We start from the raw sequence: 14,247 nt of genomic DNA, 5'->3' as shown, positions 1-14,247 counted from the left end.
ATGAACCATCGAGATACTGAAAAGCTGACTTTCGAACTGCTTGAGACATGGTCGACCTTCAATCATTATGCCAAAGAGGCTCAAACGTTTGAGAATCCGGAAGATGTCCATCAAGCGCGGATTCGGTTACGGAAACTGATCACATTCGCCCGATTGGTCGATTTGACGGAGGAACCCGTTTATTTGATTTGGAAGCGGCTGATGCATGCTTTCGGCGAAGTCCGTGACCTCGACGTACAACTCGAAGCGACCTCAAACAAAACAGAAATCGATCAGTTGTTCGCGAACCATGTCGCTCTGCAACTTCAAGGAAAACGTTCGACTTTAATCGAGACGATGCATCTCTTGATCTCCAATGAACTGGATCGATCCGTTCGTCGCTTTTTAGCTGGTCCGATGACAAAGCGCCTCAAGCGGATGTCAGAAAAAGAGCTGATTCAGGCCGCTGAGAAACGCTATGAGAAAAAACGTGAACAATTTGAAAAAGTGCAACGAAAGGATGGAACGAAGCGTGTCGAACGGATGCATGAATTACGGCTTGCTACAAAAGCATACCGTTATACGGTCGAGTACCTTCGTCCCTACACGCATCAACCGAAGTCTGCTGTTGATCGTCTAAAGACAACCCAGACACGACTCGGACACATCAATGATACGTATCAGCGATTAGAAAGATGGCGCTCTTTCGAGGTTCCATCTGCTTATCAAGAAGAGCGTTTGCGTCAGATCAAGCGGTTAGAGGACGAGCTACGTTCTGCGCTTGATCAGATTGAAATCGCTCATGGATGACGTTGAACGAGTAATTCCAGCATTTTTGTTCCGGCAATGGAGTTTCCTTTTGCGTCAAGCGATGGTCCAAAGACACCGATTCCGAGATCAGCCATATCGAAATCACTTCGACCGCAAGCAACGACTGCACCGGAAACACCACTTTTTCCTGGAAGCCCGACTTGGACGGAAAATTCTCCAGATGCATCGTACATGCCACACGTCGTCATGATCGCTCGAATGATTCGTGCGTTCCGACGTGAAATGACTTGGCGTCCTGATGGTGTTTTTCCAGATGTACTCAAAATTTTCCCCATCATGGCAAGTCCTTTACAGTTCGTCAAAATCGCACATTGTTTCGTATAGACGTCGATGATTTCTTCGACATTGCCTTCGATGACACCGTGATAGCGCATGAAGTACAATAATGCGCGATTTAAATCCGTCGTTTCGAATTCCGATTCAGCAACATCTGCGTCATATTTTACCATTTCTACTTCAATATCCAATAGCTTTGCGATGAATTGACGCAATTGAAGTAATTTATCGGCAGCATCCGTTCCCGGTAACATGCTCGTCACGGCTAGTGCTCCTGCATTGATCATTGGATTAAGCGGTTTTGTTGGAATCGTCTCTTCGAGTTTTGCGATCGAATTGAACGCATCGCCCGTCGGTTCCATCCCGACTTTTGAAAAGACATAATCTTCTCCGAATGTCTCGAGGACGAATGCGAGCGTGATGATCTTCGATACACTCTGTAGCGTAAACATCGTATCCGCATCACCTGCCGAAACGAACGTTCCGTCGGCATTACAGACGGCGATTCCGAGCTGTGTCGGATCAACCTTCGCAAGCTCTGGGATGTAACTGGCGACTTGTCCAAGCACCGTATACGGACGGCATTCTTCAATCAACTCCTCGAGTTGGGCTTGTGTAACATTCATGGCGTTCCCTCTTTCTCTTTTTTTCTAGCTTATCACGCATCTGACGGATACGGATATGGTTCTTCCGTAAACGCTAAAAGGAGTCGACTCGTTTCAGCCGAGTCGACTCCTTTTTCTAGCATCTGCTTCATCCGTGGACGACAAGTTCACCGTCTTCTACATCAATCGCAATCCGGGCACCATCTTGAATCGCCCCACTAATCAAGGCACGGGCAAGTTTCGTCTCAATCGTTCGTTGCATATAACGATTGATTGGACGCGCGCCGTATTGTGGTTCAAATGCTTCTTCGAAAATCAACGTCTTCGCAGCATCCGTGACATCAATCGTAATACCACGTCCAGATAAACGTGAACTCATTTTCTCGACCGCTTTGTCGACGATTCGTTCGATTTCCGTCCGGTGGAGTGGATGGAATAAAATCGTATCATCGATCCGGTTCAAGAACTCCGGTCGGAAGTGGCGCTTCAGTTCTTGGCGAACGGCTTCCTCTTCCGCTGCATCGATGACACCATCTTTGGCTGCTTCAAGCAGGATCGGTGCCCCGATGTTTGACGTCATGATGACGATCGTGTTCTTGAAGTCGACGACACGTCCTTGCGCATCCGTCAATCGACCATCGTCTAGCAACTGAAGCAAGATATTAAAGACGTCCCCGTGCGCTTTTTCAATCTCATCGAACAACAGCACCGAATACGGGCTCCGTCGGACGGCTTCCGTCAATTGACCGCCTTCTTCATAACCAACGTATCCCGGAGGCGCACCGACGAGACGGGAGACATTGTGTTTTTCCATATACTCCGACATATCGATACGGACGATGTGATCTTCACTATCGAACATCGCCGCTGCCAAGGCTTTTGCGAGTTCTGTCTTCCCGACCCCTGTCGGACCGAGGAACAAGAACGAGCCAATCGGACGGTTCGGATCCTTGATGCCTGCTCGCGCTCGAATGACAGCGTCCGCGACGAGACGGACTGCTTCGTCTTGACCGAAGACGCGATCATGAAGCGTATCTTCAAGATAAAGTAATTTTTCGCGTTCGCCCTGAGCAAGCCGCGTCACCGGAATACCGGTCCATTTCGAAACGATGTCGGATATCTCTTCTTCCGTCACCGCTTCTCGAACGAGTTCGTGTGAGACGTGTTCAGATGACTCTTCCGCGACTTTCAGACGTGCCTCAAGATCCGGAATTTGCCCGTACTTGATTTCCGATGCTCGGTTCAAGTCATAGCGCCCTTCCGCTTCTTGTAACGCCAGTTTCGCTTTCTCAAGATCCGCACGTAACTGCTGAACACTTTGCGAACTCTCTTTCTCCCGTTCCCATCGTGTCCGTAGCGCACTCTCGTCTTCTCGGACAGAACTGAGTTCTTGCTGTAAGACGGCGAGTCGTTTCCGGGATGCTTCATCCGTCTCTTTCTTTAACGCTGCTTCCTCGATTTCGAGCTGCATGACTCGACGGACGAGCGAATCGAGTTCAGCTGGCATCGACTCCATATCGGTCCGAATCATCGCACATGCTTCATCAACGAGATCAATCGCCTTATCCGGCATGAACCGATCCGTAATATACCGATCGGATAACATCGCCGCCGCGACGAGCGCATTGTCATGAATCCGTACACCGTGGTGAATCTCGAATCGTTCTTTTAGTCCACGCAGAATGGAGATCGTATCCTCGACATCTGGTTCCGCGACGAGGACTTGTTGGAAGCGACGTTCGAGCGCCGGGTCCTTTTCGATATACTTCCGGTACTCATCCAGCGTCGTCGCACCGATACAGTGCAATTCTCCTCGCGCAAGCATCGGCTTGAGCATGTTTCCGGCATCCATTGCGCCGTCCGTCTTCCCAGCACCGACAATCGTATGCAGCTCATCGATGAACAAGAGAATCTGTCCTTCGGCTTCCTTGACTTCATTCAAGACTGCTTGCAGTCGCTCTTCGAACTCACCACGGTATTTCGCACCAGCGACGAGCGCACTCATGTCTAAACTGAACAACTGCTTGTTCTTCAGACTCTCCGGTACATCTCCTCGGACGATCCGTTGCGCGAGTCCTTCAACGATTGCCGTTTTCCCGACGCCGGGTTCTCCAATCAAGACGGGATTGTTTTTTGTCTTCCGACTCAAAATCCGGATGACACGTCGAATCTCATCATCACGACCGATGACCGGGTCTGTTTTCCCAGACCGGAAATCCGCTACGAGATCACGTCCATATTTTTTCAGCACATCAAACGTCTCTTCAGGATTTTTCGTCGTGACCTTCCGATTGCCTCGCATACTGACGATCGCTTCCCGGAGTGTCTCTTCTGTGATGCCTTGACGACGTAGGTACTGAGCTGCTGGACTTGATTGTTTGATCAATGCTAGCAATAAGTGTTCGACGGAGACATAGTCATCCTGCATGAGGCGCGCTTCCGTCTCTGCTTCCGTCAACACGTTCAGCAACGAGCCCCCGATCCGAGGCGTCGTCGCCTGGGACAAGGCAGGAAGTTTACCAATCGCCTCGTCAATCGCAGCATTCAATGTCTCAATCCGTTGATTCAACTTTTCAAAGACAACTCGTGCAATTCCTTCTTCTTGAGCAAGTAAGGCAAGTAACAAATGCCATTCTGTGATTTCACTATGACGACGTTGTTTCGCGATCGCTTGGGCAGAGACGATTCCCTCGTGTGCCCGATCCGTTAAACGTTCAAAATCCATCCTTGATCACTCCTTCACTGCAAGTTGACGTTCCCACTCTTCATAAAAGGCACGGTCCATCTCAGGTAACTTGACTTCGAGTTGAACGAGTAACGCCCCACGATGACCATTCGCTTGACTGAGACCACGATTCGGAATCCGGAGTCGTGCTCCTGGTTTCGTGCCCGGTTTGACTTTCAGTTTGATTCGTTTCCCTTCAAGCGTATCTGCGACGACTTCGCCTCCAAGCACAAGCGTCGTCGGATGAACACGGACGGTTGAAATGACGTCTTGATCGACCCGTCGGAATTGATCGTCATCCTTCAAGTGAATCGTCACGTAAACATCTCCCGCGACACCTTGTCGGTTACGCATTGAACTTTTTCCACGTAAGCGGACTTTTTTACCGTCATAGACATCTTTCGGAAGCGTCAGCTGGATCGAACCCGTCGCAAGACGCACCGTGACTTTTTCGTTCGTACTAAGATGACTGAGTGGGACCGTCAATTCAAGCTCTTCATCGGTCGACACTTCTTCCTGACTAAAGAACGAACCAAACATGTCTTCAAATCCGAACGATTGTCCAGGTCGTGTCCGTCCACCACCTCCAAACTGTCGGAACAGATCTTCGTAATCTCCAGCGCCACCAGCTCCAGCGCCTTCCATCTGGTCGAAGTTACTGCCGTATCGATCATACTGCGCTCGTTTTTCCTCATCTCCAAGCACATCGAAGGCTTCTTGGATATCCTTGAAACGCTGGTCCGCACTCGCCTCTTTATTGACGTCCGGGTGATACTGCTTCGCCAATTTGCGGTACGCGCGCTTAATATCTTGATTCGATGCATCCTTTGCGACACCGAGTGTTTGGTAGTAGTCTTTTGCCATTCGAATTCACTTCCTTTTCCTATACTTCATTACCTTAATTATAAAAGTCGTATCTTAATTGGTCAAATATAGTCAAACTTTTTTCTGACATTCTGTTCTCTTTTCACTTTACGTCCTTGCGACAAACAAGTTTCACCGACTGAACCATGTTATACTGATAGCCAAACAGGAAATGAACGATGGGAGGATTTACAGATGGACGGTAAAACACGTAAAAATATCACGCCTGGTCTTAAAGTCAGCATCGTGTTGAAGCAAGATCAACGAACAGGTAAACGAACAGAAGGAATCGTCAAAGACCTTCTCACGAAATCACCGCAGCATCCGCACGGGATTAAAGTGCGCTTAGAAGACGGTCAAGTCGGTCGTGTTCAAGAAATTTTAGGATAAAAAGACAGCAATCGCTCGCCCTGATTCCTTTTCGGAGTCAAGACGAGCGATTTTTTTCATGCTTCAGTCGCTTGTTCTAAATACCGCCACGTCGCTTCGACGAGAATACGCGCTGCATCGAGCATCGCCGGCTCCTTAAAATCAAACTGCGGATGATGATGCGGTGGATACGAAGCATCTCCCGCTCCTGTAAAGAAGAACGCGCCCGGTACGTGTTGCAGATAATAAGCAAAATCCTCGCCACCCATCGTTGGTTCGATCTCAAATACACGCTCGTCTCCTAGAACTTCTCGTGCGACAGATTCAATCAATGCGGTGGGTGCAGCATGGTTGATGACAGCTGGATAGCCTTTTTCGTATGTAAAGTGATACGTTGCTCCGACTGCCTCACAGATTCCTTTGATCGTCCGCTCCATCCGCTCGATGATCTCGTCCGCTGTCGCTTCATCAAACGTCCGGACCGTTCCTGTCAACGTCGCTTGATCCGCGATGACATTAAACGTATTCCCCGCATGTAATGTTCCGACGGTCACGACTGCCGGTTCCAGTGGATTGAGTTGACGACTGACGATTGATTGTAATTCCTTAACGATCGTTGCCCCGAGTAAGACAGCATCAATCGTCTCATGTGGTTTCGCACCGTGTCCGCCTTTTCCATATAAGGTCAGCTCGAACTTATCAGCCGCTGCCATGATCGGACCGGTCCGAACACCGACATGTCCTAAATCGATTGTTGACCAAAGATGCGTTCCGAAGATGACATCGACCCCTTCGAGACAACCGTCCGCAATCATATCGCGTGCACCGCCCGGAACGACTTCTTCCGCATGTTGATGAATCAAGACGACGTTCCCCGGTAATGATTCCCGCTGTTGCATGAGCGTCTCTGCGACGGCCAGCAACGTCGCCGTATGACCATCGTGACCGCATGCATGCATCACACCCGGAACCGTTGACCGATACGCGACCTCTTTAGCGTCAGCAATCGGTAAGGCATCAAAGTCAGCACGTAACGCGACGGTCTTCCCCGGTTTTCCTCCACGAATATACCCGACGACACCACGTCCGCCGACCTCCGTCCTGACTTCGATTCCGAGCGCTTTTAAATGTCGCGCGATATAACGCGGGGTCTCGACTTCGTGAAACGACAACTCTGGGTGCTGATGTAAATAACGACGGCGCTCGACCATTTCTGGATACAACGCGTCTAGTCCGGCAGTTCGTTCTGACATATATGTATCCCCCTTATTTCTTTTGATGCAGTGTCTTAACGCTTTCTCGCGTGTATTGAAGACGTTCGAGCGTGTCTTCATAATGTCCCGCAGCATACGATAAGAACAAGACATCGATTGCAAATAGTTGGGCGAGACGCGAACTGAGCGCTGCACTACGAAGCGGCGCTTCCGGTGCGCGGGATGTCCAAAGCGCGATATCCGCGAGTTGGCTGATCCGATTGTCCCCGAAACGTGTCAGACTGATGACCCTCAGCCCTTGGATTTTCGCCAAACGGATCAACTCGACGACCTCTTCCGTTTCTCCGCTGTAGGAAATCGCAAAGAAGACATCTTCTTTACGTGCATTCGCTAAAATCGTTGCAAGTAGATGCTGGTCCGTTTCTTGAATCGCCAGTTTCCCGACACGCGTCCATTTTTGAGCAGCGTCTTCAGCTACGACATGCGATGCCCCAATCCCGTAAAAATAAATCGCGCGTGCCTGATCAATCACATCAATCGCATCCGCAATCCGTTCATCATTCAACTGCTTCGCAGTATCCTGTAACGCTTGAATGCTGTTACTAAGCGTTTTTTCAATCAAGTCGACAGGACGTTCATCCTTTTCGATATCGTGATACCCTTTTAAATCCGTCCGTGCTGTATCGGCAGAAATGCGCATCCGCAACTCCGGGTATCCCTTTAATCCGAGCGCGCGGCAGAAGCGGACGACTGCAGCGGCACTTGTATCTGATTCCTCTGCAAGTTGGTGGATCGTCATGCGCGCAATTTGGTTCATATGCGTCAAGACATAGTCTGCGACTTTTCGTGAGGATGATGGTAGTTCCTCTCGAACTGCACCGATTTGTGAATAGATACCGCCTTTCATCTAAATCTCCCCTTTATCCTCTTCTTTTTAAAAGAACTAACGATTCATCACTTACCGCGTCGTTCCTGTTTGTAGAACTGTTCTTCTTTCATTATGCTCTCTCCTACTAGCTTTCGTAAATCTAAAAAATGGGAAAGTGAAACAAAATGCCATTCTTCTTCCATACCCTTCCTTTCTGATTCATATACTTCTCTCTTTCAGCGTCCGTTATATAAAAAAAGCGACATTCCGTCCATTGGAGGAATGTCGCTTCATAAAGTAAATCGAGAAATCAGCGAATCTTGACGATCGGTTTCTTTGTATCCGGATCGAGGAATAGCATCGCTTCCGTATCCCCGTTCAAGTTCGTCACAGTAATCGTCGTTGGAATGTTTCGATTATACTCCCAACGATTCTCAAGCAGATACGTCACGTACTGAACGAATGCGACGAGTTCTGCTTTTCCGTAAAATTGAACGGGAATCTTCATCTCAAGCTTTTTCAGTTCATCTTCTTGATAGAAGCCTTCCCCCATCATACCAGTGTAGTTCGGGAAGTAGTCTTCTAGACGGTCTTTGAATAAATCGAATTTCGCCGCATCATCCCGCACATCATTCGTCGCACGTGCCGACGGGTAGTAATAATAGCGCTCATTGTAGTTTTTCCAGTCGTTCGCACTGATTTGATTCCCGCGACCGATGAAGGCAGACGAGAGATAGTGACCGGAAACCGGTGACCCTTCTTTTTCCTGGAGGTAGAGAGCGACGTGAATCGGTGTCGTCTTCATCCCTTGTGTCTTACGCATCTTCTTGACTAAATCATTCGCCATCCGCTTTCCTTCAGCAACGACTTTCTTTTCATCAAGTTTAACGGTATAGGTTGGTCCATAGTTTTCATCTTGGAACACATACTCACTATTTAAGACAAGCGCAATCGACGTGCCACCGAGTTCGAGTTTCTTATCTTCTTCAAGCATGTAGTCTTGCTCTAAGATATGCGATAGAATCATAGGTGACTTTTGATTTTTTTCTTTATACGACTTACCAGACGTATAAGCTGGGTTCAGACCTTCAGGATCGCTGACGCCATCGCCTGCTTTTCCTTTTCGCAACAACCATTTCGCGATTTGGTCGGCTTCGAGTAACTGACCTTCTTGGTAATAGTATTTTTCCGGATCAAAAAACTGTGTCGAGTGACGCATTAAACCCGTTTCGATTTCATCAAGCTCAAGACGTGAACTGACACGTTTTTGTGTCATTCCACGTGCAACACTTGGACGAAACGGCAAGACCGTCCGGTAGTACGAATCCGTCGTATCAATGGCTGGACTGACAACGGCTTGGACTTCCTTACCTTGTTCACTTTCAGTAATGACTTCTTTCGTATCGCTCGTTGGCGAAAGGTCGAACGAACAAGCACCTAAAAATAACGTGCTCGATAACGTCAACGCTACTGCTGTTTTATAGTTCATCTCTATTTGCACCCCATGTTTTTAAATCGTTCTCTTTATCATAACAGAATCGTTTTCCATCGGGGAAGGACAAGTTTTTCCCTGATTTTTAAAAAAGATGATGCGCCTTAGCGTATCCGAAAGGACTTTTTCTCATGACACGTCGTAAATTCATCGGTCTGCTTTTTTTACTCGCAGGCATCGCTCTGATCGCTTGGCCCTTCATCAGTGACTATCAGCGTGAACAAGAGGCAGCCAATTTAAAAGAACAATGGACAAAAAGTCTAAAGACCGTCGATGCAAAAGAGACGAAACAACCGCTCGCAAAATCAGGTGTTGGACTGCTATCGATTCCAAGCATAGATTTCGAGCAAGTCATCTTAGAAGGCTCGACGACAGCGGTCTTAGACCGTAGTATCGGTCATATTCCAGAAACCGGATCACCCGGAAAAGGCAATTATGCGCTCGCCGGACACCGAAGTTTCACGGAAGGGCTTCATTTCAATCGCCTGCCTGACGTCAAAAAAGGCGATACCGTCGTCGTCACGACAAAAACACATCGGTATACGTACCGCATCACATCCAGTCGTCTTGTCACACCGACGACATTGTCCGTCCTCGATCAATCTGTCGCTTCCCCAACCATCACATTAATCACCTGTGATCCACCAGAAACGGCAACGAATCGTCTCATCAAACAAGGTACTTTGATTCGGAGCGAGACGATTGCTTCGTGACAAGGATGAACACGAAAAAAGGAAGGCGGAATTCCGCCTTCCTTTTTATTTGATTGTTCTCATTCATTCTTCTCACGCTTCGTGTTTAGCTAATTCTTCTAACAGACGTGCTTCATCCCAAATTTCGATACCAAGCGATTCCGCTTTCGTCAGTTTAGAGCCTGCCTTTTCCCCTGCGACGAGTACGTCCGTCTTTTTACTGACACTTCCTGTCACATCGGCTCCGAGTGCTTCGAGTCGTTTACCGGCCTCTGACCGTTTTAAGCTCTCGAGCGTCCCCGTCAAGACGATCGTTTTGCCGCCGAGCGGTGCATTCGTCTGATCGACCCGTTCACCAAGGAAACGTTGATTAACGCCGAGTTGTTCCAAATCACGAATCAATGCCTGTGCTTCCGGATGTTCGAAGTACTTCACGATTGAATCTGCGATTTTCCCACCGATGCCATCGATTGCGACAATCTCATCGTAGCTTGCAGCTGCAATTCCTGCTAACGAATCAAAACGTTCCGCTAAAAGATATGCTGCTTTTTGACCGACGAGACGGATTCCGAGACCAAACAAGAGACGCTCGACCGAGTTCTGTTTCGAAGCTTCGATCGCCGCAAGTAATTTATCAACGGACGTCTCACCCATTCGATCAAACGTCAATAATTCCTCACGATCGAGTCGATATAAATCGGCAATCGTCCGGATTGCTTCATGATCATACAATTGACGGACGACTTTTTCACCGAGACCATCGATGTTCATCGCCTGACGCGAAACGAAGTGAATGATACCTTCCATCAATTGCGCTGGACATTCCGGACTGACACAGCGGATGTCGACTTCACCTTCGAGACGGACAAGTTCCGATTGACAGGCCGGACAATGCGTTGGGAAGACGATCGGTGTCTCTTCTCCTGTCCGTTCTGCCGTGACGACTTGTACGACTGCCGGGATGACATCGCCTGCTTTTTTAATGATGACCGAGTCCTGAAGGCGGATATCTTTTTCAGCGATGAAGTCAGCGTTGTGTAGTGTCGCATACGTCACCGTCGATCCTGCGACGACGACTGGTGCAAAACGGGCGCGAGGTGTGACTTTCCCGGTCCGACCGACACTGAAATCAACGTCTTCTACCGTCGTCATGACTTCTTCCGCTGCAAACTTATAGGCTGTTGCGAAGCGGGGACTTTTTGCTGTGAAGCCGAGCTCCTCCTGATCATCGTATCGATCGACTTTCAAGACGATTCCGTCGATCTCATATGGCAGGCTCGCGCGTGCTTCCGTCCAATGTGCGATGTAGGCAAGAATCTCTTCCACCGTCTCACACGTCTGCATATGTTGATTGGTCGGTAACCCAAGTGAGGCAAGTTGTGCCATCGCTTCGCTATGTGAACGGGCCGTCAACGTATTGACGCCGACGCCATACACGAACAACGACAGATTGCGCGACGCTGTAATCGACGAATCCAGCTGACGCAGACTACCTGCGGCCGCATTACGCGGATTCGCGAACAATGTCTCTTCTCGGCTAGCCCGGTCTTCATTCAAGCGTTCGAACGATTGTTTCGGCATGTAAGCCTCACCGCGGACTTCGACCGTCTCTTCTGCCTGCAGACGAAGCGGTAACGCTTTGATCGTCCGTAGATTCTGCGTGATGTTTTCGCCAACTGTTCCATCGCCACGCGTCGCCCCACGGACGAATCGCCCGTCTTCGTATTTCAGCGAGATGGCAAGTCCATCGAATTTCAGTTCGGCGACATACGTCGTCGAACGTCCGAGCGACCGCTCAATCCGAGCAACCCATTCGCGAATTTCTGTCTCATCAAAGACGTTTCCGAGCGACAGCATCGGTAAATCATGCGTCACCTTCTCGAACGCTTCGAGCGGTGCCGCGCCGACGCGTTGCGTTGGCGAATCCGGTGTGATCAGTTCTGGATGCTCTGTTTCTAACTCCGTCAGTTCACGAAGTAATTGATCGTACGTCGCATCCGGTACCGTTGGTTGATCCAGCACGTAGTATTCGTAGCTGTATCGGTTCAATGTTTGACGAATCTCATTTATACGCTGGCTTGCGTCCATCTGTGGACCTCCCGTCATACCTTTTTAATCGGTGCGAATTTCGCGAGCAATCGTTTGATTCCGACTGCTGGGAATGCGATATCGATTTCAAGATTATCCCCTTCACCACGAGTCTGGACGACTGTACCGAGTCCCCATTTCCCGTGCTCTGCCTTATCTCCGACCGACCAACCGAGCGTTTCCGCACCTGACGTCTTCATTGCTGTCGGTTTACTGATCGAGCGACCGATGACGGCCTTGCCTTGCGGGACAGGACGGTCTTCCCATGGGAGTGGCTTCGCTTTTTTACCAGTCCGCTCGATGACGACTTCCGGCAGCTCTGCTAGGAACCGTGATTCTTGGTTCGCATTCGTTCGTCCGTACAGGGAGCGCATCCGCGCGTGTGACAAGTAAAGGCGTTTCTCAGCACGTGTGATCCCGACGTACGCGAGGCGACGTTCTTCTTCCATCTCGTCTTCATCTTGAAGCGAGCGGCTATGTGGGAACAACCCTTCCTCCATCCCAATCAAGAAGACGACCGGGAACTCGAGTCCTTTTGCCGAGTGGAGCGTCATCAACGTGACTTGTTCTTCTGGATCCGTCTCGTCGAGTGAATCGACATCGGCGACGAGTGTCAAATCAGTCAAGAAGGCGATGATCGTCCGGTCTTCTGGATCGGCTTTCGCCGTCTCCTTCTCGAAGTTTTGTGCAACGGTGATGAACTCGTTGATGTTCTCGAGACGACTTTGTGCTTCAAGCGTCTTATCTTCCTTCAGCACTTGACGATAGCCTGATTTCTCGAGTACTTCTTCGACTAGTTCCGAAAGGCTGATGAATTCTTGCATTTGGCTGAGTCCGAGAATCATCGTCCGGAAATCCGTCAGCTTCGCTGCCGTCTTTGGTGCGATACTCGACAATTCGATATCGCGAATCGCTTCCATCAATGACACACCTTGTAAGTCGGCGAAATCACGCAGCTTATCAATCGTCGTCGCACCAATCCCGCGTTTTGGTTCGTTGACGATCCGCGCGAATGACAGGTCTTCATCTGGATTCGAAATCAATCGGAGATAAGCAAACACGTCCTTGATCTCTTTACGATCGTAGAACTTCGTGCCGCCGATCATTTTGTACGGAACGTTCGACTTAAGAAGCGTTTCCTCGATCGCACGCGATTGCGCATTCGTCCGGTACAGAATCGCGATATCGCTCAGTTTCATCCCGTAACGAAGCGAGTTCCGAATCTCCTGGACGATATAAAAGGCTTCTTCCCGCTCATTCTCTGCCGTATGAACGACGAGCTTCTCGCCTTCATCATTATCCGTCCAAAGTTTCTTATCTTTACGTGTCGAGTTGTTTTGGATGACATGGTTGGCTGCTTCCAAGATTCGTTTGGAAGAACGGTAGTTTTGCTCGAGTAAGATGACAGCTGCATTCGGATAGTCCTCTTCGAACGAGAGGATGTTCGCGATGTCAGCACCACGCCAGCGATAGATCGACTGATCCGAGTCTCCAACGACACAGAGATTCTGATGTCCCGATGCTAACAGGTTGACGAGATCATACTGGGCTTTGTTCGTATCTTGATACTCATCGACATGAATGTAGCGGAATTTCTTCTGATAGTAAGCAAGGACATCCGGACTCTTCTTGAACAATTCCGTCGTTTTTCCGATCAAATCATCAAAGTCGAGCGCGTTGTTCCGGCGTAAGACCGCTTCATATCCTTTATAGATTTCAGCAACTGTCTTTTCATACGGGCTCGTCACGATCGAGGCGTAGAATTCAGCACTGCGTAATTCATTTTTCTGTGACGAGATGATCGTCAGCATCGAACGTGGATCCCATTTTTTCGGGTCCAAGTTTTGTTCCTTTAAGACGAGCTTGATCGCCGACTGCTGATCACTTGAATCAAGAATCGTGAAGTTACGATCGTATCCAAGCTGATCGATGTCGCGACGTAACATCCGGACGCACATCGAGTGGAAGGTCGAGACCCAAATATCGTTCGCGACACCACCGACCAAACGACCGATCCGGTCTCGCATTTCTAGCGCCGCCTTGTTCGTGAACGTAATCGCGAGGATGTTCCACGGTGCGACTTGTTTAGCCGCCATCAAATAAGCGACCCGATGTGTCAGGACGCGTGTCTTCCCGGAACCGGCTCCTGCCATGATCAGCAGTGGACCTTCCGTATGCTTGACTGCTCTTGCTTGCTCAGGGTTTAGTCCACTGACGAGCTGTTCACTCAAATTAAACATATCA

General features: G+C 49.3%; 11 protein-coding genes. 3 read left to right on the top strand and 8 right to left on the bottom strand.

Features of this window, described 5'->3' with window-relative positions; genetic code table 11:
• The gene (locus U719_RS02440; RefSeq protein ID WP_023467100.1) at positions 1-789 is read left to right on the top strand and encodes a CHAD domain-containing protein; all 789 of its coding nucleotides are present in this window, start codon (positions 1-3) and stop codon (positions 787-789) included.
• On the opposite strand, the gene glsA is transcribed toward U719_RS02440, so the two are convergent.
• The 3 genes from glsA to U719_RS02425 form a co-directional block, all read right to left on the bottom strand.
• Positions 780-1,712: a glutaminase A gene (glsA, locus tag U719_RS02435; protein ID WP_023467099.1), complete on the bottom strand. Its 933-nt coding sequence runs from the start codon at positions 1,710-1,712 to the stop codon at positions 780-782. The genes U719_RS02440 and glsA overlap by 10 nt on opposite strands.
• A gap of 127 nt (positions 1,713-1,839) precedes the next feature.
• A complete protein-coding gene (gene clpB, locus U719_RS02430; RefSeq protein ID WP_023467097.1) occupies positions 1,840-4,416 on the bottom strand; it encodes an ATP-dependent chaperone ClpB in 2,577 nt (858 codons plus the stop codon).
• A gap of 6 nt (positions 4,417-4,422) precedes the next feature.
• Positions 4,423-5,280 (bottom strand): DnaJ C-terminal domain-containing protein, encoded by an 858-nt coding sequence (locus U719_RS02425; protein ID WP_023467096.1) that lies wholly within the window; start codon positions 5,278-5,280, stop codon positions 4,423-4,425.
• A gap of 195 nt (positions 5,281-5,475) precedes the next feature.
• Between U719_RS02425 and U719_RS02420 the strand changes: the two genes are divergently transcribed.
• Entirely contained in the window at positions 5,476-5,670 is a 195-nt protein-coding gene (locus tag U719_RS02420; RefSeq protein ID WP_023467094.1) for a YwbE family protein, read from the top strand.
• Between the two features lie 56 nt (positions 5,671-5,726).
• On the opposite strand, the gene U719_RS02415 is transcribed toward U719_RS02420, so the two are convergent.
• From U719_RS02415 to U719_RS02405, 3 genes are all read right to left on the bottom strand, one after another.
• Entirely contained in the window at positions 5,727-6,902 is a 1,176-nt protein-coding gene (locus U719_RS02415; protein WP_023467092.1) for a M20 family metallopeptidase, read from the bottom strand.
• A gap of 13 nt (positions 6,903-6,915) precedes the next feature.
• Entirely contained in the window at positions 6,916-7,770 is an 855-nt protein-coding gene (locus U719_RS02410; RefSeq protein ID WP_023467090.1) for a MurR/RpiR family transcriptional regulator, read from the bottom strand.
• Between the two features lie 271 nt (positions 7,771-8,041).
• The gene (locus tag U719_RS02405; protein ID WP_023467087.1) at positions 8,042-9,220 is read right to left on the bottom strand and encodes a CamS family sex pheromone protein; all 1,179 of its coding nucleotides are present in this window, start codon (positions 9,218-9,220) and stop codon (positions 8,042-8,044) included.
• 134 nt (positions 9,221-9,354) lie between these two features.
• On the opposite strand from U719_RS02405, the gene U719_RS02400 reads away from it, so the two are divergent.
• Positions 9,355-9,936 carry a class D sortase gene (locus U719_RS02400; RefSeq protein ID WP_023467085.1) on the top strand — a complete coding sequence of 194 codons (582 nt, stop codon included), beginning with the start codon at positions 9,355-9,357 and terminating at the stop codon, positions 9,934-9,936.
• Positions 9,937-10,008: 72 nt separating this feature from the next.
• Here the strand turns inward: U719_RS02400 and ligA are convergent, their stop codons facing one another.
• Positions 10,009-12,003: an NAD-dependent DNA ligase LigA gene (gene ligA, locus U719_RS02395; RefSeq protein WP_023467083.1), complete on the bottom strand. Its 1,995-nt coding sequence runs from the start codon at positions 12,001-12,003 to the stop codon at positions 10,009-10,011.
• A gap of 14 nt (positions 12,004-12,017) precedes the next feature.
• Positions 12,018-14,243 (bottom strand): DNA helicase PcrA, encoded by a 2,226-nt coding sequence (gene pcrA, locus U719_RS02390; protein ID WP_023467082.1) that lies wholly within the window; start codon positions 14,241-14,243, stop codon positions 12,018-12,020.
• Positions 14,244-14,247: the final 4 nt, after the last annotated feature.

Source organism: Exiguobacterium sp. MH3 (genome assembly GCF_000496635.1).
Lineage (GTDB): Bacteria > Bacillota > Bacilli > Exiguobacteriales > Exiguobacteriaceae > Exiguobacterium_A > Exiguobacterium_A indicum.
The sequence above is the reverse complement of the archived record's forward strand: the minus strand, read 5'-3'. Positions and strand labels throughout refer to the sequence as shown.

Bases quoted from the DNA above. Each gene is read 5' to 3' on its own strand.
- U719_RS02425 (WP_023467096.1), bottom strand. From the start codon at position 5,280: ATGGCAAAAGACTACTACCAAACACTCGGTGTCGCAAAGGATGCATCG.
- U719_RS02440 (WP_023467100.1), top strand. From the start codon at position 1: ATGAACCATCGAGATACTGAAAAGCTGACTTTCGAACTGCTTGAGACA.
- U719_RS02415 (WP_023467092.1), bottom strand. From the start codon at position 6,902: ATGTCAGAACGAACTGCCGGACTAGACGCGTTGTATCCAGAAATGGTC.
- U719_RS02400 (WP_023467085.1), top strand. From the start codon at position 9,355: ATGACACGTCGTAAATTCATCGGTCTGCTTTTTTTACTCGCAGGCATC.
- clpB (WP_023467097.1), bottom strand. From the start codon at position 4,416: ATGGATTTTGAACGTTTAACGGATCGGGCACACGAGGGAATCGTCTCT.
- U719_RS02410 (WP_023467090.1), bottom strand. From the start codon at position 7,770: ATGAAAGGCGGTATCTATTCACAAATCGGTGCAGTTCGAGAGGAACTA.
- U719_RS02420 (WP_023467094.1), top strand. From the start codon at position 5,476: ATGGACGGTAAAACACGTAAAAATATCACGCCTGGTCTTAAAGTCAGC.
- pcrA (WP_023467082.1), bottom strand. From the start codon at position 14,243: ATGTTTAATTTGAGTGAACAGCTCGTCAGTGGACTAAACCCTGAGCAA.
- glsA (WP_023467099.1), bottom strand. From the start codon at position 1,712: ATGAATGTTACACAAGCCCAACTCGAGGAGTTGATTGAAGAATGCCGT.
- ligA (WP_023467083.1), bottom strand. From the start codon at position 12,003: ATGGACGCAAGCCAGCGTATAAATGAGATTCGTCAAACATTGAACCGA.
- U719_RS02405 (WP_023467087.1), bottom strand. From the start codon at position 9,220: ATGAACTATAAAACAGCAGTAGCGTTGACGTTATCGAGCACGTTATTT.